Raw genomic sequence first — 26,167 nt, forward strand, 5'->3', positions numbered from 1 at the left:
CGTCACAGCCGCGGGTCCACCGGCTCCGACTCCAGTGCCAGCACCCCGAACACCGCCTCGTGCACCCGCCACAGCGGCTCGCCCTCGGCCAGGCGGTCCAGTGCCTCCAGGCCGAGCGCGTACTCGCGGATCGCGAGGGAGCGCTTGTGGTTGAGGAAACGGCCGCGCAGACGGGTCAGGTTGTCGGGGCGGGTGTACTCCGGGCCGTAGATGATCCGGAGGTACTCACGGCCACGGCACTTGATGCCGGGCTGCACCAGCCGCCCCTCCCCTCCCCCACTCTCGGCTTCGCTCGAGCGGGGGGACCCCCACCGCACCACCGCGCCCAGCGGCTTGACCACCATGCCCTCGCCGCCGCGGCCGGTCATCTCCAGCCACCAGTCGACGCCCGCCCGGACCGACTCGGGGTCGGCCGTGTCGACGTAGAGGCGCCGGGTGGTCTGGAGCAGTCCGGTGCCGTCGTGCTCCACGAGACGGTCCAGCAGGGCCAGTTGCTCGTCGTGCGGCAGGGACGCGAGGTTGCGGCCCTGGACCGCGAGGATCTGGAACGGGGCCAGGCGTACGCCGTCCAGGCCGTCGGTGGTCCAGCAGTAGCGGCGGTACGCCTCGGTGAACGCGGCCGCGTTCGCGGCACGTTCACGCTGGCGGCCCAGCAGCTCCCCCACCTCGACGCCCCGTTCCGCCGCACCCTCGAGCGCGGCCAGCGCACCCGGGAACACCGCCCCGGACGCGGCGCCGACGGCCGCGTACTGCGAACGCAGCAGCCCCGACGCCTTCAGCGACCACGGCATCAGCTCGGCGTCCAACAGAAGCCAGTCGGTGTCGAGTTCGGCCCACAGACCGGCCTCGGTGACCGCCGAGCGCAGCCGGGCCAGGATCTCCTCCGTCACCGACTCGTCGTCGAAGAACGGACGGCCCGTGCGGGTGTAGAGGGACCCCGTGGGGCCGTCCACGCCGAAGCGCTTCCGGGCCGCCTCCGCGTCCCGGCACACCAGTGCCACCGCCCGCGAGCCCATGTGCTTCTCCTCGCACACGACCCGCGCGACCCCGTCCGCCGCGTACTGCGCGAAGGCCTCGGCCGGGTGCTCCAAGTAGCCTTCGACCTGCGAGGTCGCCGTCGGAGCCATGGTGGGCGGAAGGTACGGCAGCAGCCTCGGGTCCACCGCGAAACGGCTCATGACCTCAAGGGCCGCGGCCGCGTTCTCCTCACGGATCGCGACACGGCCCTGGTGCCGGGTCTCCACCGCACGGCGGCCGTGCACGTCCGCCAGGTCCAGCGGCCGGCCGTCGTGTCCACCCGGCGCCTCCGACTTCAGCGGCTTGACCGGCTCGTACCAGACCTTCTGGGCCGGTACGTCGACCAGCTCCCGTTCCGGCCAGCGCAGCGCGGTGAGCTTGCCGCCGAAGACGGCGCCGGTGTCCAGGCAGATGGTGTTGTTGAGCCAGGTCGCCTCCGGGACGGGGGTGTGGCCGTAGACCACGGCCGCCCGGCCCCGGTAGTCCTCGGCCCACGGGTAGCGCACCGGCAGGCCGAACTCGTCGGTCTCCCCGGTGGTGTCGCCGTACAGCGCGTGCGAGCGGACCCGCCCCGAGGTACGGCCGTGGTACTTCTCCGGCAGACCGGCGTGACAGACGACGAGCCTGCCGCCGTCGAGGACGTAGTGGCTGACGAGTCCGTCGATGAACTCCCGCACCTCGGCGCGGAACTCCTCGGACTCCCCCTCCATCTGCTCGATGGTCTCGGCGAGTCCGTGGGTGTGCTGGACCTTGCGGCCCTTGAGGTGACGGCCGTACTTGTTCTCGTGGTTGCCGGGCACGCACAGGGCGTTGCCGGACTTCACCATCGACATCACCCGGCGCAGCACGCCCGGGCTGTCCGGGCCGCGGTCCACGAGGTCGCCGACGAAGACCGCGGTACGGCCCTCGGGGTGCACGCCGTCGACGTAGCCCAACTTGCCCAGCAGCGACTCCAGTTCGGAGCCGCAGCCGTGGATGTCGCCGACGATGTCGAACGGGCCGGTCAGGTGGGTGAGGTCGTTGAAGCGCTTCTCGGTGCGGACGGTGGCGTTCTCGACGTCCGCCACGCCCCGCAGGACGTGCACCTTGCGGAAGCCCTCGCGCTCCAGGTGGCGGATGGAACGGCGCAGTTCGCGGATGTGGCGCTTGATGACCCGGACCGGCATGTCGGCCCGGTCGGTGCGGCCCGCGTTGCGCTCGGCGCACACCTCCTCCGGCACGTCGAGGACGATGGCGATGGGCAGCACGTCGTACTGCTTGGCCAGGTCGATCAGCTGGCGCCGGGAGTCCGACTGCACGCTGGTCGCGTCCACGACCGTACGGCGGCCGGCGGCGAGCCGCTTGCCCGCGATGTAGTGGAGCACGTCGAAGGCGTCCTTCGTCGCGCCCTGGTCGTTCTCGTCGTCGGAGACCAGGCCGCGGCAGAAGTCCGAGGAGATGATCTCGGTGGGCTTGAAGTGGCGCCGGGCGAACGTCGACTTGCCGGAGCCGGAGGCGCCGACGAGGACGACGAGGGAGAGGTCGGTGACGGGCAGCACGCGCCCCTGGGTCTGGTTCTCGGTCATGCCGCCTTCGCCTCCTTCTCGGTCACCGCATGGAAAACAGCCATCTGGGTGGGCGGTCCGACCTCGGGGTCGTCCGGCCCGACCGGTACGAACTCCACGTCGTACCCGTGCCGTTCGGCCACCGCCGCGGCCCACGTCCGGAACTCCTCCCGCGTCCACTCGAAGCGGTGGTCGCCGTGGCGGACATGGCCGGCCGGGAGGGTCTCCCAGCGCACGTTGTACTCGACGTTCGGGGTCGTCACGAGGACGGTCCGCGGGCGGGCGGCGCCGAAGACCGCGTACTCCAGGGCGGGCAGCCGTGGCAGGTCGAGGTGTTCGATGACCTCGCTGAGCACGGCGGCGTCGTAGCCCTTGAGACGCTTGTCCGTGTAGGCGAGCGACCCCTGGAAGAGCTTGACGCGGGACGCCAGCCGCTCCCCCATCCGGTCCAGTTTGAGCCGTCGGGAGGCGATGGTGAGCGCGCGCATCGACACGTCTACGCCCACGATCTCGGTGAACCGCACGTCCTTGAGCAGCGCCTGCACCAACTGGCCCTGCCCGCAGCCGAGGTCCAGCACCCGGGAGGCGCCGGCGGCCTGGAGGGCGGCGAGGATGGCGTCCCGGCGCTGCACGGCGAGCGGGGTCGGCCTCTCCTCGTCCTCGGTCTCCGCCTCGACGGCGTTGTCGATCTCCTCGACCTCGCTGTCGTCGGCCTCGGCGAGCCGTACCAGCTCGAGGCGTTCGTTCGCCGCGCGCGTGAGCGACCAGCGGCGCGAGAGATAGCGGCTGGTGATCAGCTTCTGCTCGGGGTGGTCGGGCAGCCAGCCCTCACCGGCCCGCAGCAGCTTGTCGACCTCGTCGGAGGCGACCCAGTAGTGCTTGGCGTCGTCGAGGACGGGCAGCAGGACGTAGAGGTGGCGCAGGGCCGCCGCGAGGGTCAGGTTCTCCGACTCCAGCACGAGCCGTACGTACCGCGAGTCGCCCCACTCCGGGAACCGCGCGTCCAGCGCGACCGGTTCGACGGTGACCGTCCAGCCCAGCGGCTCGAACAGCTTGCGTACGAGGTCGGGGCCGCCCCGGGCGGGCAGCGCGGGCACCTCGATGCGCAGCGGCAGCGGCTGTGCGGCCCGCTCGGGGCGGGCGTTGCACACCCCGCGCATGGCGCTGGAGAACACCCCGCTCAGCGCGACAGCGAGCAGCGAGGACGCGGCGTACGGCCGGTCGTTGACGTACTGGGCGAGCGCCGCGTCAGGAGCGCCGCCGCGGCCCTTGCCCTTGCCGCGCCGGACCAGCGCCACCGCGTCGACCTCCAGCAACAGCGCCGCAGTGCAGCGCTCGGCGTCGGCCTCGGGGTAGAGGACGTGTGCCGTGCCGTAGGACGTGGAGAACGCCTGCGATTTCTCGGGATGCTTGTGCAGCAGGAAGCCGAGGTCGGTCGCCGGGCGTTCGGGCGTGCCGGTGGTACTGATCGTGAGGAACACGGTGGTTACACCTCTGGGATCCTTCTGAGCTGCGGCTTCTCGCCGTTCTGAGCTGCGGTGGGCCTGCTCAACGTACCTCGGGCCGCCCCGTACGCACTCTCGATTTATCGCCCGCCGCAGCCACCGCTCATCGCCCGCCGGCGTCCCCCGCGTCCCAGGCCTCGCGGGCCGCCGCGATGGCCGGGCGGTGGGCGATGGACCAGTCGGCGAGGGCCTTGACGAGATGGGTGAGGCTGTGGCCGAGGTCGGTGAGTTCGTACTCGACCTGGGGCGGGATCGTCGGGTGCACGGTCCGCTTCACCAGGCCGTCGCGCTCCAGACGGCGGACGGTGAGGGTGAGCATGCGCTGGGAGATGTTCCCGGGGATCGCGCGCTGGAGCTCCTTGAACCGCCGTATGCCGGAGGCGAGTTCGACCACCACGTACACCGACCACTTGTCGCCGAGGCGGTCCAGGACGTCCCGGACGCCGCACTCGTCCTGCGGGGTGTCGCAGACGATCACCGGCTCGCCTGGCCCGGCGGGGGTGGTTACCGCGGTGTGCCCTGCTGACATGAATGTGCCTCCTTATGCGGGCGGGCCGTGCCTTCCCATGATGGGAACACACAGCTCAGGAGGGGGAATTCCGATGATTCTGGTGACCGGTGCGGGTGGTGCGCTCGGGCGGCTCGTCGCGGGGGAACTGGCGGGACGGGGCGATGTCGTCCTCGGCAGCCGTACCCCGCGGTCGGCGGGTGAGCGGCGCGTCGACTTCGACGACCCGGGCTCGCTCGACTTCACCGGCGTGGACACGCTGCTGCTGATCTCCGCCGGGTACGGGGAGGACGACGTGGTCCGCGCGCGGCACGACGCGGCGATCTCGGCGGCCGAGAAGGCGGGGGTGGGGCACGTCGTCTACACCAGCCTCAGCGGCGACGGCGACCATCTGCCGTACGCGTTGGCCCACCGCTGGACCGAACGCCGGTTGCGGCGCTCGTCGTCGGCCTGGACGGTCCTGCGCAACGGCCTCTACGCCGAGTTCCTCGCGGACATCGCCGCCCCGGGTCCCGACGGGACGATCGCGGCCCCGCTGGGCGAGGGCCGGCTGGCCGCGGTGGCGCGGGCCGACCTCGCGGCGGTGGCGGCGCGGGTGGTGAGCGCGCCGCGGGAGCATGCGGGCAAGGTGTACGAGCTGGTCGGGGAACGGGCGCTGGGCGGTGCGGAGTTGGCCGGGGCGGTCGGGGGTGTGTACGCGCCGTCGACGCTGGGGGCGACGCGCGAGGCCATCATCGCGGGCGGTGCGGCGCTGCCGTACCAGGTGCCGATGCTCGTGGGGACGTACTCGGCGATCGCCGGTGGGTTCCTGGACGGGAGCGGTGTCGAACAGAGCGCCCTGCGCGGGCTGTTGGGGCGGGAACCGCGGTCGGCGCTGGAGGCGTACCGGGGTGTGGCGGCGGCGATCGGAAATGTTCGCTAGCCTCCGATCGACCGGGCGTTCGAGGGAGGATCCACGACTGTGAGCACGATCGACACCAGCAAGCCCCATTCGGCCCGCATGTACGACTACTTCCTCGGCGGGAAGGACAACTACCCGGTCGATGTGGCGGCGGCCGAGCAGGTGACCTCGCACTTCCCCGCCGTGAGTCAGATGGCGCGGACCAATCGCGCGTTCATGCACCGGGCCTCCCGGCTGCTGGCCGAGCGGGGCCTGCGCCAGTTCCTCGACATCGGCACCGGCATCCCGACCGAGCCGAACCTCCACCAGATCGTCCAGGGGATCGTCCCCGACGCCCGGGTGGTGTACGCGGACAACGACCCGATCGTCCTGCGGCACGCCGAGGCTCTGCTGCACAGCACGCCGGAGGGGAAGACCTCCTACGTCCAGGCCGACGTACGGGAACCGGGCAAGATCCTCGCGGCGGCCCGCGAGACCCTCGACTTCACCCAGCCCATCGCGCTGTCCCTGGTGGCCCTGCTGCACCTGGTCGCGGACGAGGACGAGCCGGTCCGGATCGTGCGGGAACTCGTCGAATCCCTCGCCCCCGGCAGCTACTTGACGCTCTCCCACGCCACCGGGGACTTCGACCCGGAGACCTGGGAGCGGGTCGTGGAGGTGTACCGCAAGGGCGGTACGGCGGCCCAGGTGCGCTCGCGCGAGGAGTTCGCCGGATTCTTCACCGGGCTGGAACTGGTGGACCCGGGGGTCGTGCTCGCGGCCCGGTGGCATCCCGGACTCGGCGCACCGCAGGGCGGGGAGGAGATCCCCCTGTACGTGGGGGTCGGGCTCAAGCCCTGACGGGACGGACGATCCGCCGGACCGGGCCGTGGAGCCCCGTCCGACGGTCGGTCGTCTCCCGGGGTTACGACAACTGCGACTGCACCTGCGCCGAGATGAGCTCCAGGTGTTCCAGGTCGTGGAGGTCCAGGACCTGGAGGTAGATACGGCGGGAGCCGATCTCGGCGTAGCGGCCGATCTTGTCGACGACCTCGGCCGGGGAGCCGGCGAGGCCGTTGCTCTTCAGCTCGGGCACCTCACGGCCGATCGCGGCGGCACGGCGGGCGACCTCCTGGTCGTCCTTGCCGACGCAGACGACGAGGGCGTTGGAGTACGTCAGCTCGTCGCCCTTGCGGCCGGCCTCCTCCGCGGCGGCGCGCACCCGGGCGAACTGGCGCTCGCTGTCCTCGACCGAGCCGAAGGGCATGTTGAACTCGTCGGCGTACTTCGCGGCCAGCGCCGGAGTGCGGGACGGGCCGTGGCCGCCGACGAGGACCGGGATCTTCGCCTGGGCCGGCTTGGGCAGCGCGGGCGAGTCCGTCAGGTCGTAGTACTTGCCGTGGAAGTCGAAGGTCTCGCCGACCTCGGTCGCCCAGAGCCCGGTGACGATCTCCAGCTGCTCCTCCAGGCGGCCGAACTTCTCCTTCGGGAAGGGAATGCCGTACGCCTTGTGCTCCTCCTCGAACCAGCCCGCGCCCAGGCCCAGTTCGACACGGCCACCGGACATCTGGTCGATCTGCGCGACCTGGATGGCGAGCACGCCGGGCAGCCGGAAGGTACCGGCGGTCATCAGTGTGCCGAGGCGGATGCGCTTGGTCTCACGGGCGAGGCCGGCGAGGGTGATCCAGGCGTCGGTGGGGCCGGGGAGACCGTCGGAGGAGCCCATCTTCAGATAGTGGTCCGAGCGGAAGAAGGCGTCGAAGCCGAGGTCCTCGGTGGCCTTGGCAACCGTGAGAAGGGTGTCGTAGGTGGCCCCCTGCTGGGGCTCGGTGAAGATGCGAAGATCCATACCTCCATCCTGCACGCCACCCGGCCGGTCAACCCCACCCGCCCCTGCCGTCCCTCCCCTGCCCGGTCGGGTGAAATTCCGTCAACGCGGCACACGGGGACTGCCCGGGCCAGTGACCCGGCGAAGGTGATGATCGTTGCTCGGGCGGAGCCGGACCGACCGGCGCCCGCGCCGGCCGGTCAGCGCCGGGCGTCATCCGTGTCGGCCTCCCGTGGAGGCCTGGGCCGAGGAGGCCGTCATGTCCGAAGAATCCGTCCCGCAGCAGGGGGCCGGGCCGACCGGTCAGCCGAAGGGGCTGCTGCAGCAGATGGAAGAGCTGATGGCGTCGCTCACCGCGGACCTCTCCGCCCTGGACGCGGACCTCCAGTCGGCGGGACGGGGTGGGGACGAGGCCGAGGGCCGCTGAGGGCGGCGCGCCGGGGTCTCCGGAGTCAGAGCGAGGGCCGCTGCGAGAGGCCCCGAGGTCGCTCACCCCAGGGCCCGTCGAGGGGAGCGCCCGAGACCTCCCGGCCCGCGGACACCTGAGCGCTCACCCCGCCTCCCGTTCCGGTAGTGGTTGATCCCGGTCCGCCAGCTTGCTGAGCATCTCCAGGACCCGGTCCCGGGACTCGTCCGCCGCGTCGATCGCCTCCATGCACTGCCAGTACGTGCCTTCGTCGGCCGCCGCGCAGGCGAGGCCGACGAGGGCGATGCCCACCTCGCCGAGCAGGCCGCCGAGGCAGAGCAGCACCTGGCGGGCGTCGCCCAGTTCGGTGAGCTGGGCGGCACGCAGGTCGGCGGTGTCCAGGTCGGGACGGTCCAGGACACCGCAGCCTCTGCCCGCCAGCTCGGTCAACCCCAGTGCCTCGCCGCGCAGTCGGGGCGGGCCGGAGACCGCCAGCCTGCTGCCTATCGCCTGGGCCAGCGCCTGCGCCTGCCACACCTCCGTCAGCACCTGAGGCGCCTCGCCGCTCCCCGCGAGGGCACGCCTGCTCGTCACAATGAGCCGCACCGCGTCCATGCGCTGCCCCCGTCCGCCGCCCGAACTCCGTTGTCCACTACCCAGAGTGAGGGTCGGCGGGACGAAAAGCCAGAGGAAGGCGGAAATCTGTGGACAACGAATCGATGTCGGACCGGTTTTTGACTGCGGAGAGTGAAAACGGACCGAGCTGCTCCCTGAGGGCCGAGATTGCTACGGCGCCGGAAACCTCCGCTCGTTCCGGTCGATCTTCGCGTCCAGTGCCGCCAGCGGGTCGATGCCCAGCACCTCGCACAGCTGGAGCAGATACGCGAGCACGTCGGCCACCTCGTCCGTGACGCGGTGCGCGGTGTCGGGGTCGTCCATGACGCGGGCCGACTCCTCCGGGGTCAACCACTGGAAGATCTCGACCAGTTCGGAGGCCTCCACGCTGAGCGCGGCGACGAGGTTCTTGGGGGTGTGGTACGGCTGCCAGTCGCGTGCCGCCGCGAACTCGGCCAGCCTGCGCTGGAGTTTCGCCACATCGAGAGGGTCTGTCACGGGTCCAGGTGTACCACCGTGAGCCCCTCGACCCCGGTGGCCCAGGACGCGTCGGTCGCCGTGCCGAGGAGGCGGATGTGTCCGCGGTCGCACATCCGGGCCGCGAGCCGCAGGAGTTCGTCCCGCTGCCGTGGGTCCAGTCGCCGGTCGAACCCGTCGGCGAGCACGGTGAGCGTCTGCATCGCCGCGGGCACCTCGCCGGCGGGGTCGACCTCCAGGACGCCGGGTCCGGTGAAGAGCACGAGCGCGAGTGCGAGGTACCTCAACTCGCCGTCGCCGAGCCGCGCGAGTTCCGTACGGACACCGTCGCCGCGGTCGAGCAGGCCCCGGACCGTGCCGTCCCGGAGGACTTCGGCGAGGACGTCCGCCACCGGGCCCGCGCATCCGGTGTGCACCGCCGCGACCAACTGCGCGTGGCGGCGGCCGCATTCGGCGCGGGTGCGCCACAGCACGTCGGCGAGGTTGTCGCAGCCGCCGAGGAGGCGCCCGGAGCCGGTGGGCACGGGGACGCGCATCCGGTCGGGGCGCGGATCGCAGGCGAACACGGACCGCAGGGCCACGACCGTCTGCTCGGCCGCGGCGAGCACCCGGCGCTGGCCGTCGGTCTTGCCGGCCACCCGCAGCGGGAGCAGCGCGGTGCCGAGCCGGTCGTCCGGGAGCGGGGCGCGGGTCACCGGCGCGGAGCCGGCCGTGTGCCAGGCGGCCTGGACGGCCCGTCGCGAGGGGTCGCGCAGCGCCGTCTCCAGCAGGACCTGTCCGGCGACGGTCAGCCGTTCCCCCACAACCCGGAGCTCGGGCTCGGCCTGCACGGCGACGTCGAGCCGGACCGGCCCCTCGGGACCGTCCGTCGTGCACCCGATCCGGAACCCGCGCCGCCGCTGCGCGTCGGGCCGCGCCCGCTCCGGCACACACGCGAGCGGATCGGGGAACACCTCCCCCAGCTCCGCCCCTGCGGCCAGCCGCGCCAGCGCCTCGTACGCCCGCAACGCGCTCGACTTGCCGGATCCGCTGGGCCCGACGAGAAGCGTGAGCGGCCCCAGCGGAAAGCTCGCGCGCCGATGCGAGGCGAAGGTGGACAGCCGCAGCTCGCTGACATGAGGTCGGCCGGGATGATGACCGGCCGCGACCCGGATGCCGGGTGACGGCGCGGACACCTCCGCACCTCTCGCGCCCGCCGGCTCCCGAGACCCCTCGCCGGACGTCCCTGGACGCTCCGTCGCACCTGTCGGCCGTCCCTGGCCCGGCACCCGGTGGTCGCCGGCGGTCTCCGGAGCCGCTTGAGCCGCGGAACCCGCCGGCACAGAAGTCACGCACATATCCGGACCGTAGGCCTCCGTCCCCAGGCGAACCGTTCCGCCGACGGCCGCTTCCTACGATCGGGGGACCGGGCTCAGGCGCTGGGCGCGCCGGCGGTCTCCATCAGGCCGCTGACCTCGGTGCCGGGCGGGGTCAGCAGGAAGACGTTGCGGTCGACGCGGTGCATGCCGCTGGCGAGGCCGAAGACCACTCCCGTGCTGAAGTCGAGGACCCTTTTGGCGACCTCGCCCTCCGCCCCGGTCAGGTCGAGCAGCACCGGGATGCCCGCCATCAGGGTCTCGGCGACCTCGCGGGCGTCGCCGAAGACATTGACCCTCAGCACGACGAAGCGGCGGCGCGGTTCCGTCACCGCTTCGGGCGGCACCCGGTGGTCCACCGCGGAGGGCCAGGCATCCCGGCCGCGCAACGGAACGACCTGGGCGAGCCCTTCCCACTGTTCATCGGTGACGTCGTACCTGCTCACCGGTTCCCCCCGGACTCGCTCGCCTTCATTGCCTGCACCAGCCAATTCTTACGCCAAGTCACCCGTTCGGCCCAACAGCGACACGGACCGCGACAGACCCGGACCCTCACATCGCGCCACGAACGGCTGTGTGTCCGACGTAACTCCTCATGATCAAGCCATGTGACATCGGCGTAATGGGCGATTCGTACGCTCTGGGAGCAAGAGCCGACCGCCGAAAGGGATCCGTGTGACCCCCACCACTCCCACGTCCCAGGTGCGCTCGGTCTGCTCCTACTGCGGAGTGGGCTGCGGCATCGTGCTGGACGTCGGTATGGGGCCCGACGGGCGGCGCACGGTCCTGAAGGCCACCGGTGACAAGGCGCACCCGGCGAACGCGGGGCGGCTGTGCACCAAGGGCGCCACCACGGCCGAGATGCTCTCCGCGCCCGGGCGGCTGGCCACCGCGCTGGTCCGGGACGATCGCGGCGCGGAGCCGGTGCCCGCGCCCATGGCCGACGCCGTCGCCGAGACCGCGCGGCGGCTGCGCGCGATCATCGACGAGCACGGGCCGGACTCGGTCGCCTTCTATGTGTCCGGGCAGATGAGCCTGGAGGCCCAGTACCTCACCAACAAGCTCGCCAAGGGGTTCGTCCGCACCAATCAGATCGAGTCGAACTCCCGGCTGTGCATGGCCAGCGCCGGGGCCGGTTACAAGCTGTCGCTGGGCGCCGACGGGCCGCCCGGCTCGTACGAGGACTTCGACCGGGCCGACGCCTTCCTCGTCATCGGGTCGAACATGGCCGACTGCCATCCGATCCTCTTCCTGCGGATGATGGAGCGGGTCAAGGCGGGCGCGAAGCTGATCGTCGTCGATCCCCGGCGCACCGCGACGGCCGCCAAGGCCGATCTGTTCCTCCAGGTCGAACCGGGTACCGACCTGGCGCTGCTGAACGGTCTGCTGCATCTGCTCGTCGCGGAGGGGCACACCGACCCCGACTTCATCGCCGCGCACACCGAGGGCTGGGAGGCGATGGAGGAGTTCCTCGCCGACTACGCGCCCGACGTCGTCGCCGGGATCACGGGGCTGGACGAGGACGACCTGCGCGAGGCCGCGCGGCTCATCGGCTCGGCCGGTGAGTGGATGAGCCTGTGGACCATGGGCCTCAACCAGTCCACGCACGGCACCTGGAACACCAACGCCCTGGTCAACCTGCATCTGGCGACCGGAGCCATCTGCCGTCCCGGCAGCGGGCCCTTCTCCCTCACCGGCCAGCCCAACGCCATGGGCGGCCGCGAGATGGGGTACATGGGACCCGGTCTCCCCGGTCAGCGGTCCGTCCTCGTCGACTCCGAGCGGGAGTTCATCGAGGACCTCTGGGAGCTGCCGCCGGGCACCGTCCGCAAGGACGGCGTGGGCAAGGGCACCGTCGAGATGTTCCAGAAGATGGCCGACGGCGAGATCAAGGCCTGCTGGATCATCTGCACCAACCCGGTCGCCTCGGTCGCCAACCGCCGTACCGTCATCGAGGGCCTGGAAGCCGCCGAGTTCGTCGTCACCCAGGACGTGTTCGGGGAGACGGAGACCAACGCCTACGCCGACGTCGTGCTGCCCGGCGCGATGTGGACCGAGGGCGAGGGCGTCTTCGTCAACAGCGAGCGCGACCTCACCCTGACCCAGCCGGTCGCCGACCCGCCCGGCGAGGCCATGGCGGACTGGCGGATCATCGCGGCCGTCGCCCGGGAGATGGGGTACGAGAAGGGGTTCTCGTACGACAGTGCCGAGCAGGTCTTCGAGGAGATCCGGCGGGCCTGGAACCCGGTCACGGGGTGGGACCTGCGCGGGGTGACGTACGAGCGGCTGCGCTCCGAGCCCGTGCAGTGGCCGGCCGCCGAGGGCGGGCCCGCGCGCAATCCGATCCGGTACGTCGACGGCGACGGGCTGCGCTTTCCCACCGCGAGCGGACGGGCCGTCTTCCACGCGCGGCCGCACATACCGGCCGCCGAGATGCCGGACGACGACTTCCCCTTCGTGCTGAACACCGGGCGGGTGCAGCACCAGTGGCACACGCTGACCAAGACCGGCCGGGTCGCCAAGCTGAACAAGCTGAACCCGGGGCCGTTCGTGGAACTGCACCCCGAGGATGCCGGGGCGCTCGGGATCGCCGAGGGCGACCGGGTGGAGGTGGCCTCGCGGCGGGGCCGGGCGGTGCTGCCCGCGGTGGTCACCGACCGGGTGCGGCCGGGCGGCTGTTTCGCGCCCTTCCACTGGAACGACCTCTTCGGCGAGTATCTGAGCGTCAACGCCGTGACCAGCGACGCGGTGGACCCGATCTCCTTCCAGCCGGAGTTCAAGGTGTGCGCGGTGTCGCTGACCCGGGTCTCCGCCGCACCCGCGCCGGTGTCGGCGCCCGAGGTCATCGTCCCCACCTCCGTCACCCCCGGCGCCAACCCCTTCGGCCTCGACCCCGCCCCGCCGCCCGTCCTGACCGCGCAGGAGCGCCTGTATCTCACCGGCTTCCTCGCGGGCATCGACTCCGGCGCCCCCGGCGTCCCGGTGCTGCCCCCGGACGCCCCCTTCAGCCCCGAGCACGCGATGTGGGTCAACGGCGTGCTGGCCGGCATGTACTCGCGCACGGCCCAGGCGCCCCGGACGCAGCCCGGCCGTGAGGTGGTCGTGCTGTGGGCCTCGCAGACCGGGACCGCGGAGGAGTTCGCCGGTGCCGTCGCCGACCGGCTCTCCGCGAGCGGGCACCGCCCCGTGCTCGTCGGCATGGACGACACCGACCCCGGCGCGCTGCCCAAGGGCGCCGACCTGCTGCTGGTCACCAGCACCTTCGGGGACGGCGACGCGCCCGACAACGGCTCCGGCTTCTGGGACCGGCTCACCGCCGAACAGGCCCCGCGCCTGGACGGGGTCCGCTACTCCGTCCTGGCCTTCGGCGACTCCTCGTACGACGACTTCTGCGGACACGGACGACGGCTCGACGCCCGCCTCGACGAGCTGGGCGGGGTGCGGCTGGCGCCGCGCACCGACTGCGAGCCGGACTTCGAGCCGACCGCGGACGCCTGGCTGGACGAGGTGCTCTCCGCGCTGGGAAGCGCGACCAGTACGTCGGGAAGCGCGACCAGCGCCCCGCCCACCGCCACGACCGAGGCGCCGAAGAGGCCGGCCCGCTCCCCCAGGCCCGCCCCCACCACCGCCCGCCTGGTCGGCAACCGGCTGCTCAGCCGGGCCGGCGCGGGCAAGGAGGTCCGGCGGTTCACCTTCGACACGAGCGGGACCCCGCTGACGTACGAGGCCGGGGACGCGCTCGGTGTGCGGCCGGTCAACTCGCCCGCCCTGGTGGAGGAGTGGCTGGCGGTCACCGGGGTCGACGGATCAACCTCCGTGGACATGGAAGGGGTCGGCGACGTTCCCTTCGCCGAGGCGCTGCACCGGCACCTCGACATCACCCGTATCACCCCCGACTTCCTCCGCTTCGTCAGCGAACGCGTCCGTGACGGGCGGGAGTTGAAGAAGCTCCTGCGGCCCGACAACAAGGACGGTCTGGCGCAGTGGAGTTGGGGGCGGCAGGCGGTGGACGTGCTCGCCGAGCACCCGGTGCGGGCGGACGCTCGGGACTGGGCGGGCGTCCTCAAGAAGCTTCAGCCGCGCCTGTACTCCATATCCTCCAGTCCGCTCGTGGACGCGCACCTGGTCTCGCTGACGGTGTCCGTCGTGCGGTACGAGAACCTGCGCGGCACACCGCGCGGCGGGGTCTGCTCGCCGTTCCTCGCGGACGCCGACGCGAGCACCGAGGTGCCGGTCTTCGTGCAGGCCTCCCCGCACTTCCGGCCGCCCGCCGACCCGGCGACGCCGATGGTGATGGTCGGGCCCGGCACGGGGGTCGCGCCCTTCGTGGGCTTCCTCCAGGAGCGGCGCGCGCTCGGGCACCGGGCGCCCAACTGGCTGTTCTTCGGGGAGCAGCACCGGGCCAGCGACTTCTACTACGAGGAGGAGCTGACCGAACTGCTCGACGAGGGCACCCTCGCCCGGCTCGACACCGCCTTCTCCCGCGACCAGCGCCAGAAGGTCTACGTCCAGGACCGGATGCGCGAGCACGGCCCCGAGCTGTGGCGCTGGCTCCAGGACGGCGCCCACTTCTATGTGTGCGGTGACGCCTCCCGGATGGCCAAGGACGTGGACCGGGCGCTGAAGGACATCGCGGTCGCGCACGGCGGGCTGGGCGAGCAGGAGGCGGCGGCGTATGTGAAGCAACTGGCGGCGGCGAAACGGTACGTGCGGGACGTCTACTGACAAACCCTGCTTTCTTACCCCTCTCCTACCGGACTCTTCACCTCCACCCTCACCTCGCTCACCGGGCGCGATTACGGTCCGGTGCCGTGCACTTGGCAGAACTGAAGCCGGTGACACCCGGCCGACGGACACCGTCGGCGGTGTCCGCCACCAGCCCGGAGACCCCCGCGCAGTGGCACCGTGTCCTGACCCTGCTCGCCGACATCAGCCTCCTCATCGGGACGCGCGCGGTGTGGACCCAGGCGGCCTCGCACCGGGTCGCCGTGGCCGCGGTCATCTCGGTCTGTTACGCCTCGATCCTGGTGTGCGGGGTGCTGGCGCCGGTGGTGCGCCGGACGCGTTCGCTGGCCCGCGTCGACACGTGCGTCCTGGTGACGGCCGTGACCCTGACCCTGTGCGCCTGGTCGGTGCTCCACCAGGGCAGTGACGAGGCGCTCCTGACCACACAGGCCGCCCGGGAACTGGTCGCGGGGCACCCCGTCTACGGTCAGTCGTGGCCCTGGCTCTTCGGTCACGGCGTCGCCCTCACCCCCACGGTGACCGGCGGCTACGACTTCACGTACGGCTATCCCCCGCTCGCCCCGCTGCTGACCGCGCCGCTGCTGTGGCTGGGCCACGGCGGCACCCCGGCGACGGCGGTGAGCACGGGTGCGCTGGTCGTCGGCGCGGTGGTGCTGTGGCGGATGCTGCCGGTGCCGTGGCGGCCGGCGGCGACGATGGTGTGTCTGGGTTTCGCGATGCTGCCGCAGTACGGCCGGCTCGGCTATCCCGCGATCCTCGCGCTCGCCCTGCTGGTGCCGGTGGTGGTGCGCTGGCCGCGGATCGGACGGGGCGGCCGGCTGGGCGCCGCCGGGGTGGCGCGGGCCGTGTGCCTGGGGGCGGCGTGCGCGGCGCAGCAACTGCCGTGGTTCCTCGCCCCGTTCCTGCTGGCCGGGATCTACGCGGTGCGCCGCGGGGAGCTGGGCGGCCGGGCCGCGGGGATGGTGGTGCTGCGGATCGTCGGGGTCGCCGCCGGGGTGTGGCTGCTGATCAACACGTACTTCCTCGTGAGCGAGCCGGGCCCCTGGCTCACCGGTGTCGCCCTGCCGCTGACGCAGGGCGCGGTGCTGCACGGCCAGGGCCTGGTGGACGTGTCCGTCTATCTCACGGGCGGCAGCGACCGGCTGGACTGGTACGGGCACGCGAGCTTGCTGCTGGCGGCGGGTCTGCTGGTGCTGTTCGTGCTGTTCGTACGGCGGTTGGGGCCCGCGGCGACCGTGCTGCCGTGGTGTGCCTTCTTCCTGGCGACGCGTTCGCAGGACGGCTACTACCTGATGATGACGCCGCTGTGGCTGGCGGCCGCCGTCACCGCGCCCGCGGCGGAGTTCGCGGGCGCCTGGCAGCCGGGGTTGCGGCTGGGCTCCCGGCCGGCGCGGATCGCCGTGTGCCTGCTCGTGCTGGCGCCCGCCCTGGTGAGCGCGGCGTTGGCGGTGACGGGTACGCCGCCGCTGCGGATGCAGGTCACCGGGTTGCGGCGGGCCCGGCCGGTGGCCGAATCCCGGCTGACGATCCGGGTCACCAACACCGCCGACAGCGCCCTGACGCCCCACTTCATGCTGACCGTGGGGCAGGGCATGAGCCAGTACTGGACGGTCGTTCGGGGGCCGGTCACCCTGCCCGCCCATGCCACGGCGCGCTATGAACTCCGGCCGCCCGCCGGGAGGTACGGGATCCCGCGCGCGGGTGCGCGCATCCGGCTGCGGGCCTTCAGCGCCGTACCGCAGACGCTGTCGAGCGTGTACGTCAGGCTGCCGTCCGGGTGAAGCGGAGGGTGGCGGTGACCGTGGTCAGGCCGCGGATCATGCCGAGCTGGTTCCAGCCCATCCCGAACTGATTGCGGTCCACGGAGAATTCGGCGTCCAGGGTGAGGGCGTCGGCGTCCGCGCCGGTGAGGCGGGCGATGAAGGTCTGGGGGCGGCTGATGCCGCGGGCGGTGAGCTGGCCGATGACGTGGACCTTGTCGCCGTCGCGGAGTTCCGCGCTGCGGACCGCGAAGGTGAGCTCGGGGTGGTTGTCGGCGTCGAAGAAGTCCGGGCCCTTCAGGTGGGTGTCGCGCTTGGGGTTCTTGGTGTCCAGGGACGCGACGGGCAGGGTCAGGGTGCCGACGGCGGATCCGTCGGGGCGGACCTCGCCCTGGCCGGTGACGGTGGTGAAGGCGCCCTTCACGGTGACGAGGCCCCAGATCGACTTGTGCTTGATCGCGACGGTCGAGGCGGCGGTGTCGAGCTGCCAGAGGCCGGTTTCCACGGCGACGGTCATGACGGGTCTCCTTCGTGCTGATGCCCGGAGCAGGGGAGCAGAGGGTCATCCAAATTTGAATGACCTCACGCTAGCGGGTCATCCAAATATGAACAACCCCCTCATCCAAAATTGGACAACAGGTACACTGGGCGTCATGGCCGACCACTCCGACTGCCCCTCCGCCGCAGGTGGCGGACTCCTGCCCGCAGAGCTGCACGCCTGGATGCTGATGCTGGCCGCGACCGGAGCCGTCGAGCAGGAGCTGCGCTCCGTGGTCAAGGAGCGGCTGGACGTCTCGCACGACGAGTTCCTGGTCCTGTGCCTGCTGGCCGAGAACCCCTCGGAAGGTCTGCGCATGACGCGGATCGCCGAACTCCTGGGCCGCCCCAAGACCCGCCTCACCTACCAGATCGCCTGTCTCCAGCACGCCGGCCTCGTCACCCGCCAGTCGGTCTGCGGAGACAAGCGCGGCATCGAGGTCGCCCTCACCGAGAAGGCCCGAGGCCTGCTGAAGGAGGCCTCGGGAGTCCTCGCACAGACGGTCAAGGAGGCACTGGCCCGGATCATGGGCCCCACCCAGCGCCAGGCGATGGGCGCGCTGGTACCCGACTTCGCCGAGGACGCGGCTCCGGAGTAGCCGCCTCGGGCCAACGAGGCGGGGACGGGTGCGGATGCCGGCCGGCATCCGCACCCGTCCCCGCGCTCAGGCCACCAGCACCGCGGGCCCGTCCGCGGCCGCGAGGAGTGCCAGGAGTGTCTCCCGGGCGCGGGCCACTCGGGAGCGGACCGTGCCCACGGGGCAGTCGGTCAGGGCGGCCGCCTCCGCGTAGGGCAGGCCGAGGAGTTGGGTGAGGACGAAGGCCTCGCGGCGTTCGATGGGGAGCGCGGTCAGCAGGTCGAGGAGGGCTATGCCGTCGTCGAAGCCGGGCAGACCGCGCGGCTGGGCGAGTTCGGCGGCCGGCTCCCAGTCCGGTACGTCGTACAGCCGGGGCCGGGCGGCGGCGCCCCGGTAGCCGTCGATCACGGCGCGGCGGGCGATGGACAGCAGCCAGGACCGGGCCGAGGAGCGTCCCTCGAACCGGTGCAGACTGCCGAGCGCCCGCACAAACGTGTCCTGTGCCAGGTCGTCCACGGCCTGGGGGTCGGCGCACAGGTGAGCGACGTAGCGCGTCACGTCGCGGTGCAGAGCACGGACGAAGTGCTCGACCGCGGCCGCGTCACCGCCGCGGGCGGCCAGCGCCCAGGCGGTGGCCGCCTCGTCGAGCGCCGCGCGCTTCTCGCACTGGTCACGTCGGTCGTGTTCGTCACGCGAAACGGGCAGGGCAGAAGTGATCACCAGGTGTCCTTCTCGGTCATCCGGGAAATCCGGAAGTCCGGAGCGGCGGTACGCATCGGCGCGCACCGCGGTCCGGTGGAACGGGAACACGGCCGTACGGCACCGTTGCGGGCGTACGGCCGAAACCCGGGGCGCGCACAGGCCGCCCCGGGTACCAGCTGTCCTCAGACGACAGCGGTCCCCGCGGGCGGACCCCGGGTGGTGATCGCGTGGACGAGCAGGAGAAGCCGCGGCTCCCGCTCCGAGCGACGGCGGGGCCGGCCGAAGCGCGGCCGGTGCGGCACGACGGGGGCGGCGAGCAGCAGCCGCAGCGGTGCCGCCAGCCATCCGGCGACGGCCCGCAGCAGCCGGAAGGCGGCCCGCTCCCCGTACGCCAGCCACAGCCCGCACAGCAGGGCGGCCAGCAGATGGGCGGTGACCATGCCGAGGGAGGACGACCCCTCGGTACCGGTGTGGCCCGCGCTCATGTGCGCCATATCCATGGAGTCCATGGAGTGCGTATGCGAGGAGCCCATGTCCATGGACGCCGGGACGGTCGACTGCGCGAGGGAGAACCCCTGGTGCAGGGCCGTCTGCGCGACGACCGCGACGGCCACGACCGTCGGAAGCCCGCGCTCACGCCCCGCCAGGGACCAGCCCGCGACCCCGGTCAGGGCCGCTCCCGCGGCCAGAGCCCCGGCGGGAACGTGCTGCCCGGACATCAGGACGTGGCCCAGGGCGGCGAGCAGCACACAGGCGGCCGCGAACACCGCGGCCCGTACCGTGCGAGAACACCACCCTGCCGTCATGGCCTCACATCCTCGCATCCGGACCCGGGTCTCCCGTGCGAGTACGGGGATCTCCCCAGCTCCCACTCAATCCGGACGTCGCGCGGGTCGGGAAGGCGAACACAGGGCGACACGACAGGACACAGAGTTGGAACGAATCCATTTCTTGAACCATTCGTGTTTGTGGGGGTAGGTTGGCCCCATGACTTCACCGCAGCCTCCGACCACCGCAGGAGATCTGCGGGGGGCCGGCCTGCGGGTGACGGCCGCCCGCGTCGCGCTCCTGGAGACCGTCCGCGCCGGTGACCACCTCGGGGTCGACGCCCTCGCCTCCGGGGTCCGGGACCGGGTCGGCCACATATCAGTGCAAGCCGTCTACGACGCCCTCCACGCGCTCACCGCGGCGGGACTCGTCCGCCGTATCGAGCCACCGGGCAGCCCCGCCCGGTACGAGGGCCGGGTCGGCGACAACCACCACCACCTGGTCTGCCGGGAGTGCGCGGCCGTCGTCGACGTCGACTGCGCGGTCGGACACGCCCCCTGTCTGACCGCCTCCGACGACCGAGGCTTCGCGATCGACGAGGCCGAGGTCATCTACTGGGGCCTGTGCCCCACCTGTTCCACCGCCCGCAAGGCTTGAGCACCAAACCCGGAAGGAATTCCCCTCATGTCCGAGAACAGCGCCGCTGAAGGAAAATGCCCGGTCGCGCACGAGCGCGCCGCACACCCCACCCAGGGCGGCGGAAACCGGCAGTGGTGGCCGGAGCGGCTCAACCTGAAGATCCTCGCGAAGGACCCGGTCGTCGCGAACCCGCTCGGTGAGGAGTTCGACTACGCCGAGGCGTTCGGCAACCTCGACCTGGCCGCCGTCAAGCAGGACATCGCCGAGATCCTGACCACCTCCCAGGACTGGTGGCCGGCGGACTTCGGCAACTACGGCCCGCTGATGATCCGGATGGCCTGGCACAGCGCCGGCACCTACCGCATCAGCGACGGCCGCGGCGGTGGCGGCCGTGGTCAGCAGCGCTTCGCGCCGCTGAACAGCTGGCCGGACAACGGCAACCTGGACAAGGCCCGCCGTCTGCTGTGGCCGGTCAAGAAGAAGTACGGCCAGTCCATCTCCTGGGCCGACCTCATGATCCTCACGGGCAACGTGGCGCTGGAGACGATGGGCTTCGAGACCTTCGGCTTCGGCGGCGGCCGCGCCGACGTCTGGGAGGCCGACGAGGACGTCTACTGGGGTCCCGAGACCACCTGGCTCGACGACCAGCGCTACACCGGCGACCGTGAGCTGGAGAGCCCGCTCGGCGCCGTCCAGATGGGCCTCATCTACGTCAACCCGGAGGGCCCCAACGGCAACCCGGACCCGATCGCCGCGGCCCGCGACATCCGCGAGACGTTCCGCCGCATGGCGATGAACGACGAGGAGACCGTCGCCCTCATCGCCGGTGGCCACACCTTCGGCAAGACCCACGGCGCGGGCCCGGCGGACAACGTCGGCGCCGACCCCGAGGCCGCCCCGATCGAGGCCCAGGGCCTCGGCTGGGCCAGCACCTACGGCACCGGCAAGGGCGGCGACGCCATCACCTCCGGCCTGGAGGTCACCTGGACCACCAAGCCGACCCAGTGGAGCAACGACTTCTTCGACATCCTCTTCGGCTACGAGTGGGAGCTGACCCAGTCCCCCGCCGGCGCCAACCAGTGGGTGGCCAAGGACGCGCAGGCGATCATCCCCGACGCCCACAGCGACTCCAAGAAGCTGCCGACGATGCTCACCACCGACCTCTCGCTGCGCTTCGACCCGATCTACGGCGAGATCTCCAAGCGCTTCCACGAGAACCCGGACCAGTTCGCGGACGCCTTCGCCCGCGCCTGGTACAAGCTGACCCACCGTGACCTGGGCCCGAAGTCCCTGTACCTCGGCCCGGAGGTCCCGGAGGAGACCCTGCTGTGGCAGGACCCGCTGCCGCAGGCCGAGGGCGAGCCCATCGACGCCGCCGACGTCACGGCCCTCAAGGCCAAGCTGCTCGACTCGGGTCTGACCGTCTCGCAGCTGGTGTCGACCGCGTGGGCGTCCGCGTCCACGTTCCGCACCAGCGACAAGCGCGGCGGTGCCAACGGCGCCCGTATCCGCCTTCAGCCGCAGGCCGGCTGGGAGGTCAACCAGCCCGACGAGCTGGCCCAGGTCCTGCGGGTCCTGGAGGGTGTCCAGTCCGAGTTCAACGCGGGCTCCGGCGCCAAGAAGGTCTCCCTGGCCGACCTGATCGTCCTCGGCGGTGCCGCCGCGATCGAGAAGGCCGCCAAGGACGGCGGGTACGACATCGAGGTGCCGTTCACCGGCGGCCGTGTCGACGCCACCGAGGAGCACACGGACGTCGAGTCGTTCGCCGCGCTGGAGCCGACCGCGGACGGCTTCCGCAACTACCAGGGCAAGGGCAACCGCCTCCCGGCCGAGTACCTGCTGCTCGACAAGGCGAACCTGCTCGGCCTGAGCGCCCCCGAGCTGACCGTCCTCGTCGGCGGTCTGCGTGTCCTGGGCGCCAACCACGGCGGGACGTCCCTCGGTGTCCTCACCGACACCCCCGGTGTCCTCACCAACGACTTCTTCGTCAACCTGCTCGACCTGGGCACGGAGTGGAAGTCGACCTCCGAGGACCAGAACCACTTCGAGGCCCGCGACGCCTCGGGTGCGGTCAAGTGGACCGGTACGCGTGCCGACCTCGTCTTCGGCTCGAACTCCGAGCTCCGCGCGCTCGCCGAGGTCTACGCGAGCGACGACGCCAAGGAGAAGTTCGTGAAGGACTTCGTCGCGGCGTGGGTCAAGGTGTCGAACGCGGACCGCTTCGACCTGGTCTGAGTCCGATCCGAGCCTGATCCGCTCACCGGGACGCCCCGGCCGGCCCTCACGGGTCGGCCGGGGCGTTCCCCGTTTTCTCCGCGGGTGCCCTGCGTCCCGAAAGGCTGAGCCACTGCCCCACCGAGCCCCTCAGCCACCTCCGTCACCTCACGCCGCCGTATACCCCAACTGCCGCCGCATATAAGGCGTCATCAGCGTCTTCGCCTTCGCCAGCACCGAGGTCCGGCTTCCGAGCACCGCGCTCTCCCCGCCCGGCACCGGCAGGAGGGTCATGCCGTCGGCCGCCCCGAAGGGGACGATGAGGGGGATGCGCTGGATCGGCTTGTAGAAGCGGGGTTCCTTGCGGTGCTTGCCGGGGCTCTGGAGGTGGGCGCGGATGTTGTGGACGGCCAGGTCGGCCTGGGCGAGTGCGGCGGGGGTGATCTTCAGCTCGGTGGCGTCGTTGACGTCGCCGACCGCGAAGACGTCCGGATGCCCGGCGACCCGGAGCGCGCGGTCGACCTTGACGTGCCCGGAGGGGTTCAGCCAGTCGCCGTGGCCGCCCAGTCGTAGCCAGAGCGTGTTCGGTGTGGTGCCGGTGGCCCAGAAGGAGAGGTCGGCCTCCATTACGTTGCCGTGCGCGTCGCGATACGTGCCGAAGTCGAAGCCGGGCGACATGAACGAGTTCAGCCGCACCTCCACGTCCCGCGCCTCCAGCCAGGCCAGCGCCTTGCGCCCGGCCCGCTCACTGCCCGTGCCGTGCAGCAGCGCCGACCCGGAGTGGGCCAGCGTGACGCGCGCGTCCGGTCGGGCCAGCCGTATCTCCGCACTGAGCTCGACACCGGAGGGCCCGCCGCCGACGACCAGGATGTGTCCGGCGCGGGCGACCGCCTGCTGATGCCCGGCGAAGGCCTTGACCGCCTCGTCCGGGGTGGTGCCGTTGAAGCGGGCCGGTTCCGGGTAGTCGGCGCCGGTGGCGATCACCACCACGTCGTACGGCAGCCGCTCCCCCGTCGCCAGGACGACCTGCCGGGCCGCCGTGTCGATGCGCAGCGCCTTGCCCAGCACCACCCGGCCGCCCTTCAGCAGCCGGTCGTACGGGATGAACGGCGTCACCGACCACTCCGGCCGGATCCCCGCGCGCAGCGAGGCGATGCGGTGGAAGAAGACCTCTTTGCGGTCCACCAGCGTGACCCGTGCCGTCGCGTCCAGCTTCTTCGCCAGGCGGACTCCCGCGTAGCCGCCGCCGATCACCACTACGTCGCCGTCGCTCACACGACTCTCCTGTGCCTGTGGGGGAAGTGAGCAGCGCGGCGCGTGGGCTCCGTCGCCCCCACTCGACTGGCGAAGAGCCTATCGCTTGAACTTTAAAGCTAAGGGGAGAGGTTTGTGTGCGTTCCGTGAAGCGACCCGCTACCGCAGCGCCGCCACGAACTTCCCCAACCGGGCGATCCCTTCGCGCAGTTCGCCGGCGGAGGCCGCGTACGACAGCCGTACGTGCGTCTCCGCCGTGCCCACGCCGAAGTCCCGGCCCGGGGTGAGCGCGACATGCGCCTCCTGGAGCGCCCGGGCGCAGAACTCCCACGAGGTGAGCCCGGTGCCGCTGACGTCGAAGTAGACGTAGAACGCCCCGTCGGGGGGCACGGGCACCGGCAGTCCGAGCTGTGCCAGGCCGTCGAGGACGAGCGCGCGCCGGCGCCCGAACTCGGCGCGCCGCTCCTCGCAGACGGCGAGGGACTCGGGGGTGAAGCAGGCGAGCGCGGCGTGCTGGGCGGGGGTCGAGGCGCACAGGAAGTAGTTCTGGGCGAGGCGTTCCAGCGCCGGTACGAGGACCTCGGGGACGACACACCAGCCGAGCCGCCAACCGGTCATGCCGAAGTACTTCGAGAAGCTGTTGATGACGACGGCGTCGGGGTCGTACGACAGCGCGCTGCGCGGCGGCCGGTCCTGGTCGTCGTGGTCGCCGAGGTCGAGGTAGATCTCGTCGACGATCCGCCAGGCGTCCCGTTCCCGGGCGAGGTCGCACAATGCGGCCAGTTCGTCGCCCGGCACCGAGGTGCCCGTCGGGTTGGACGGGGTGGCGACCATGATCCCGCGCGTGCCGTCCGTCCAGTGCGAGCGCACGGAGGCCGCGTCCAGCTGGAAGCGGGAGGCCGCGCTGGTCGGGACGAGCGTGACCCGGGCGCCGAAGCTCTCCATGATCTGCCGGTTGCAGGGGTAGGACGGGTCGCCGATCAGCACCTCGTCCCCGGGGTCGACGAGCGCGGCCGCGCCCAGCACCAGGGCCGCCGAGGCCCCGGCGGTCACCACGACCCGGCCCGGGTCGACGTCGACGCCGTGGCGCTCCCCGTAGAACCGTGCGATCGCCTGCCGCAGGGAGGGCATCCCGAGCGCCTCGGTGTAGCTCATGGGCCGTCCGTCCATGGCCGTGCGCATCGCCTCGACGACGGCCGGCGGCGCGCCGAAGTCGGGCTCGCCGAGGCTGAGCTTGACGACGTGACGGCCCTGGGCCTCCAGGGCGGCGGCGTGCTTGCCGAACTCCATGGCGTAGAACGGGGCGACGGACTGGGCCCGCTGCGAGATCCGCATGCGGCGACCTCCGGCTCGACGAGGGACGGAACGCCCTCGACCCTAAGCGGTCGCGAAAGGGGCGGGCCCGCGGGCCCGCCCCTTCACTGCCGTGCGGCCGCCGGGCCTGGTGCTCAGGCCCTGGCGTACTCCCAGCCGCCGCAGTCGTACGGGGTGCCGCTGGATCCGTCCTGGAGGCAGGCGCGGATCTGGAGGGTGGTGCCCTCCGCGAAGGACAGGTTCCAGTCGTGGGCGACGGCGTAGCCGTAGCCGTTGTAGTACGAGTGGGTGGCGGAGCTCGAGTTGTAGCGCCACTGGGCGGCCGTGCCGTGGCCGTCCTTGTCCATGTCGAGGGCGGTGAGGATCTCGCCGTCCTCGGCGAAGTACGTCTTCGCGGTCACCTCGGACGAGATGATGGAGTTGGAGGCCTCGAAGACATTGCCGGCGGCCTGGGCCGGGGCGATGCCCAGGGCGAGCGCCGACGCGGAGGCCGCGGCGATCCCGAGGACGGACGTCAGTCGGCGATGGGTCGTGCGCAAGACAGCGTTCCTCTCTTCGAACAACTGGTCGCGCCCGAACTTATCTGAGTGCAAAGGAAGTTGATCCTGAATTTCGGTGGCACCCGGCTAGGCGTCGGGCAGGGACGCCGCGAGGTGCTCCCACGCCGTGTGCACCTGTTCGCCCACGATCCCGAACTGGGTGACGACCGCGACACAGCGGCCGTCCGTGTCGTCGAGTTCGAGCGCCGAGGTCGGGCCGTGCGCCGCCGTGGAGCGGACGAGCCGGCAGGCCTCGACGCCCGCGAGGTCGATCTCCACCGAGCTCTCGGCGACCGCCGCGAACACCCGCCCGCCGGCGGTCCGGTCGGTGACATGGACCCGGCCGCCGCACGCCTGCATGGCCGAGGGGGCGAACACCGCGACGCCGATCGGCAGTCCGACGGAGCAGACGTGGTCGAGCACCGCGGGCACGACATCGACGTCGATGTCCCGGTGCTCGCCCCGGTACCGGTCGAACGCCGCGCGCCGGGCGAGCCCGCCGTCCGCGAGGATCGCGTCGAGCTGGGCGAGCTGGTCGCCGTTCTCCCACGCGGGTACGTCGGGGACCCGCGCGGGCGCCCCGGGCCTCGCCCCGGGGTCGACCGTGGCGGTGAGCCCGGCCAGCAGCCGGTCCCCGTCGGAGAGCAGCCGCCCCTCGTGCACGATCCGGCCCGCCGCGTCGAGCAGGCGCACGGCGACCGAGCCCTCGTCCCGCGCGAGCACGGCCGTGTCGACACCGCCCGCGTCGAGACGCAGCGCGATCTCGCCCGGGTGCACGGCGAAGGCGTCACCGCGCAGGCTCGGGACCGCGTAGCTGCCGGCCTGGTCGATCCGCGCGACCGGCCCTCCGGTGACGGCCTGGACGTACCGGAAGAGCGTCAGACAGCGCGCCAGTTCCGGCATGCGCGGGTCGATCAGCCGTGCGCCGGTGTTCCGCCTGGGGCAGCAGCCGTCGAACGCGCAACCGTGCTGGTCCGTCAT

Annotated in this window: 23 protein-coding genes; 8 read left to right on the forward strand and 15 right to left on the reverse strand. The window is 71.9% G+C overall.

Going from position 1 to position 26,167, the window contains the following annotated elements; genetic code table 11:
• Window positions 1-2: 2 nt before the first annotated feature.
• The 3 genes from ACFY0U_RS08005 to ACFY0U_RS08015 form a co-directional block, all read right to left on the reverse strand.
• Window positions 3-2,582 (reverse strand): polynucleotide kinase-phosphatase, encoded by a 2,580-nt coding sequence (locus tag ACFY0U_RS08005; RefSeq protein ID WP_388631899.1) that lies wholly within the window; start codon window positions 2,580-2,582, stop codon window positions 3-5.
• The gene (locus tag ACFY0U_RS08010) at window positions 2,579-4,042 is read right to left on the reverse strand and encodes a 3' terminal RNA ribose 2'-O-methyltransferase Hen1 (protein ID WP_388631901.1); all 1,464 of its coding nucleotides are present in this window, start codon (window positions 4,040-4,042) and stop codon (window positions 2,579-2,581) included. Before ACFY0U_RS08010 ends, ACFY0U_RS08005 begins: the two co-directional genes overlap by 4 nt.
• A gap of 127 nt (window positions 4,043-4,169) precedes the next feature.
• Window positions 4,170-4,595: a winged helix-turn-helix transcriptional regulator gene (locus tag ACFY0U_RS08015; protein WP_388631904.1), complete on the reverse strand. Its 426-nt coding sequence runs from the start codon at window positions 4,593-4,595 to the stop codon at window positions 4,170-4,172.
• Between the two features lie 73 nt (window positions 4,596-4,668).
• Between ACFY0U_RS08015 and ACFY0U_RS08020 the strand changes: the two genes are divergently transcribed.
• Both ACFY0U_RS08020 and ACFY0U_RS08025 read left to right on the forward strand, forming a co-directional pair.
• On the forward strand, window positions 4,669-5,496 hold the full coding sequence (locus ACFY0U_RS08020) for an NAD(P)H-binding protein (protein ID WP_388631907.1): 828 nt from the start codon (window positions 4,669-4,671) through the stop codon (window positions 5,494-5,496).
• Between the two features lie 39 nt (window positions 5,497-5,535).
• The gene (locus ACFY0U_RS08025) at window positions 5,536-6,315 is read left to right on the forward strand and encodes an SAM-dependent methyltransferase (RefSeq protein WP_388631910.1); all 780 of its coding nucleotides are present in this window, start codon (window positions 5,536-5,538) and stop codon (window positions 6,313-6,315) included.
• 64 nt (window positions 6,316-6,379) lie between these two features.
• Here the strand turns inward: ACFY0U_RS08025 and ACFY0U_RS08030 are convergent, their stop codons facing one another.
• A complete protein-coding gene (locus ACFY0U_RS08030) occupies window positions 6,380-7,303 on the reverse strand; it encodes an LLM class F420-dependent oxidoreductase (RefSeq protein ID WP_388631912.1) in 924 nt (307 codons plus the stop codon).
• A 238-nt stretch (window positions 7,304-7,541) separates the two neighbouring features.
• Between ACFY0U_RS08030 and ACFY0U_RS08035 the strand changes: the two genes are divergently transcribed.
• Window positions 7,542-7,709, forward strand: a complete 168-nt coding sequence (locus tag ACFY0U_RS08035) for a hypothetical protein (protein WP_388631914.1) — start codon at window positions 7,542-7,544, stop codon at window positions 7,707-7,709.
• Between the two features lie 123 nt (window positions 7,710-7,832).
• On the opposite strand, the gene ACFY0U_RS08040 is transcribed toward ACFY0U_RS08035, so the two are convergent.
• From ACFY0U_RS08040 to ACFY0U_RS08055, 4 genes are all read right to left on the reverse strand, one after another.
• Window positions 7,833-8,303, reverse strand: coding sequence for a DUF6099 family protein (locus tag ACFY0U_RS08040; RefSeq protein ID WP_171147006.1), 471 nt, complete (start codon window positions 8,301-8,303; stop codon window positions 7,833-7,835).
• A gap of 171 nt (window positions 8,304-8,474) precedes the next feature.
• Entirely contained in the window at window positions 8,475-8,801 is a 327-nt protein-coding gene (locus ACFY0U_RS08045) for a nucleotide pyrophosphohydrolase (RefSeq protein ID WP_388631917.1), read from the reverse strand.
• Complete coding sequence (locus ACFY0U_RS08050) at window positions 8,798-10,117, reverse strand: AAA family ATPase (RefSeq protein ID WP_388631920.1); 1,320 nt, start codon at window positions 10,115-10,117, stop codon at window positions 8,798-8,800. Before ACFY0U_RS08050 ends, ACFY0U_RS08045 begins: the two co-directional genes overlap by 4 nt.
• Before the next feature lie 74 nt (window positions 10,118-10,191).
• Window positions 10,192-10,581, reverse strand: a complete 390-nt coding sequence (locus ACFY0U_RS08055) for a cell division protein SepF (protein WP_046263090.1) — start codon at window positions 10,579-10,581, stop codon at window positions 10,192-10,194.
• Between the two features lie 229 nt (window positions 10,582-10,810).
• Between ACFY0U_RS08055 and ACFY0U_RS08060 the strand changes: the two genes are divergently transcribed.
• Window positions 10,811-14,860: a molybdopterin-dependent oxidoreductase gene (locus tag ACFY0U_RS08060; RefSeq protein ID WP_388631923.1), complete on the forward strand. Its 4,050-nt coding sequence runs from the start codon at window positions 10,811-10,813 to the stop codon at window positions 14,858-14,860.
• A 101-nt stretch (window positions 14,861-14,961) separates the two neighbouring features.
• A complete protein-coding gene (locus ACFY0U_RS08065; protein ID WP_388632388.1) occupies window positions 14,962-16,662 on the forward strand; it encodes a hypothetical protein in 1,701 nt (566 codons plus the stop codon).
• Here ACFY0U_RS08065 and ACFY0U_RS08070 read toward each other — a convergent pair.
• Entirely contained in the window at window positions 16,643-17,158 is a 516-nt protein-coding gene (locus ACFY0U_RS08070; RefSeq protein ID WP_388631926.1) for a YceI family protein, read from the reverse strand. The two genes, ACFY0U_RS08065 and ACFY0U_RS08070, sit on opposite strands and share 20 nt — an antisense overlap.
• A 136-nt stretch (window positions 17,159-17,294) precedes the next feature.
• Between ACFY0U_RS08070 and ACFY0U_RS08075 the strand changes: the two genes are divergently transcribed.
• On the forward strand, window positions 17,295-17,777 hold the full coding sequence (locus ACFY0U_RS08075) for a MarR family winged helix-turn-helix transcriptional regulator (protein ID WP_388631928.1): 483 nt from the start codon (window positions 17,295-17,297) through the stop codon (window positions 17,775-17,777).
• Between the two features lie 66 nt (window positions 17,778-17,843).
• On the opposite strand, the gene ACFY0U_RS08080 is transcribed toward ACFY0U_RS08075, so the two are convergent.
• Window positions 17,844-18,476 (reverse strand): sigma-70 family RNA polymerase sigma factor, encoded by a 633-nt coding sequence (locus tag ACFY0U_RS08080; RefSeq protein ID WP_388631931.1) that lies wholly within the window; start codon window positions 18,474-18,476, stop codon window positions 17,844-17,846.
• Between the two features lie 164 nt (window positions 18,477-18,640).
• Window positions 18,641-19,264: a hypothetical protein gene (locus ACFY0U_RS08085; protein ID WP_388631933.1), complete on the reverse strand. Its 624-nt coding sequence runs from the start codon at window positions 19,262-19,264 to the stop codon at window positions 18,641-18,643.
• Between the two features lie 181 nt (window positions 19,265-19,445).
• Between ACFY0U_RS08085 and ACFY0U_RS08090 the strand changes: the two genes are divergently transcribed.
• Both ACFY0U_RS08090 and katG read left to right on the forward strand, forming a co-directional pair.
• Window positions 19,446-19,883 (forward strand): Fur family transcriptional regulator, encoded by a 438-nt coding sequence (locus tag ACFY0U_RS08090; RefSeq protein WP_388631935.1) that lies wholly within the window; start codon window positions 19,446-19,448, stop codon window positions 19,881-19,883.
• Between the two features lie 27 nt (window positions 19,884-19,910).
• Window positions 19,911-22,100: a catalase/peroxidase HPI gene (gene katG, locus ACFY0U_RS08095; RefSeq protein ID WP_388631938.1), complete on the forward strand. Its 2,190-nt coding sequence runs from the start codon at window positions 19,911-19,913 to the stop codon at window positions 22,098-22,100.
• A gap of 147 nt (window positions 22,101-22,247) precedes the next feature.
• Here katG and ACFY0U_RS08100 read toward each other — a convergent pair whose 3' ends face one another.
• From ACFY0U_RS08100 to ACFY0U_RS08115, 4 genes are all read right to left on the reverse strand, one after another.
• Window positions 22,248-23,354, reverse strand: coding sequence for an NAD(P)/FAD-dependent oxidoreductase (locus tag ACFY0U_RS08100; protein ID WP_388631941.1), 1,107 nt, complete (start codon window positions 23,352-23,354; stop codon window positions 22,248-22,250).
• 138 nt (window positions 23,355-23,492) lie between these two features.
• The gene (locus tag ACFY0U_RS08105) at window positions 23,493-24,668 is read right to left on the reverse strand and encodes a pyridoxal phosphate-dependent aminotransferase (protein WP_388631944.1); all 1,176 of its coding nucleotides are present in this window, start codon (window positions 24,666-24,668) and stop codon (window positions 23,493-23,495) included.
• A 113-nt stretch (window positions 24,669-24,781) separates the two neighbouring features.
• The gene (locus ACFY0U_RS08110) at window positions 24,782-25,186 is read right to left on the reverse strand and encodes a hypothetical protein (RefSeq protein WP_388631946.1); all 405 of its coding nucleotides are present in this window, start codon (window positions 25,184-25,186) and stop codon (window positions 24,782-24,784) included.
• 87 nt (window positions 25,187-25,273) lie between these two features.
• On the reverse strand, window positions 25,274-26,167 hold the full coding sequence (locus ACFY0U_RS08115; RefSeq protein ID WP_388631949.1) for a hypothetical protein: 894 nt from the start codon (window positions 26,165-26,167) through the stop codon (window positions 25,274-25,276).

The sequence above is a fragment of the Streptomyces sp. NPDC001536 genome, from assembly GCF_042894505.1.
Classification (GTDB): Bacteria; Actinomycetota; Actinomycetes; order Streptomycetales; family Streptomycetaceae; genus Streptomyces.

Coding starts and splice junctions, on each gene's coding strand:
- ACFY0U_RS08075 (WP_388631928.1), top strand. CDS start 17,295: ATGGCCGACCACTCCGACTGCCCCTCCGCCGCAGGTGGCGGACTCCTG.
- ACFY0U_RS08005 (WP_388631899.1), bottom strand. CDS start 2,582: ATGACCGAGAACCAGACCCAGGGGCGCGTGCTGCCCGTCACCGACCTC.
- ACFY0U_RS08070 (WP_388631926.1), bottom strand. CDS start 17,158: ATGACCGTCGCCGTGGAAACCGGCCTCTGGCAGCTCGACACCGCCGCC.
- ACFY0U_RS08085 (WP_388631933.1), bottom strand. CDS start 19,264: ATGACGGCAGGGTGGTGTTCTCGCACGGTACGGGCCGCGGTGTTCGCG.
- ACFY0U_RS08050 (WP_388631920.1), bottom strand. CDS start 10,117: ATGTGCGTGACTTCTGTGCCGGCGGGTTCCGCGGCTCAAGCGGCTCCG.
- ACFY0U_RS08015 (WP_388631904.1), bottom strand. CDS start 4,595: ATGTCAGCAGGGCACACCGCGGTAACCACCCCCGCCGGGCCAGGCGAG.
- ACFY0U_RS08040 (WP_171147006.1), bottom strand. CDS start 8,303: ATGGACGCGGTGCGGCTCATTGTGACGAGCAGGCGTGCCCTCGCGGGG.
- ACFY0U_RS08035 (WP_388631914.1), top strand. CDS start 7,542: ATGTCCGAAGAATCCGTCCCGCAGCAGGGGGCCGGGCCGACCGGTCAG.
- ACFY0U_RS08115 (WP_388631949.1), bottom strand. CDS start 26,167: ATGACGGACCAGCACGGTTGCGCGTTCGACGGCTGCTGCCCCAGGCGG.
- ACFY0U_RS08105 (WP_388631944.1), bottom strand. CDS start 24,668: ATGCGGATCTCGCAGCGGGCCCAGTCCGTCGCCCCGTTCTACGCCATG.
- ACFY0U_RS08030 (WP_388631912.1), bottom strand. CDS start 7,303: ATGGATCTTCGCATCTTCACCGAGCCCCAGCAGGGGGCCACCTACGAC.
- katG (WP_388631938.1), top strand. CDS start 19,911: ATGTCCGAGAACAGCGCCGCTGAAGGAAAATGCCCGGTCGCGCACGAG.
- ACFY0U_RS08090 (WP_388631935.1), top strand. CDS start 19,446: ATGACTTCACCGCAGCCTCCGACCACCGCAGGAGATCTGCGGGGGGCC.
- ACFY0U_RS08020 (WP_388631907.1), top strand. CDS start 4,669: ATGATTCTGGTGACCGGTGCGGGTGGTGCGCTCGGGCGGCTCGTCGCG.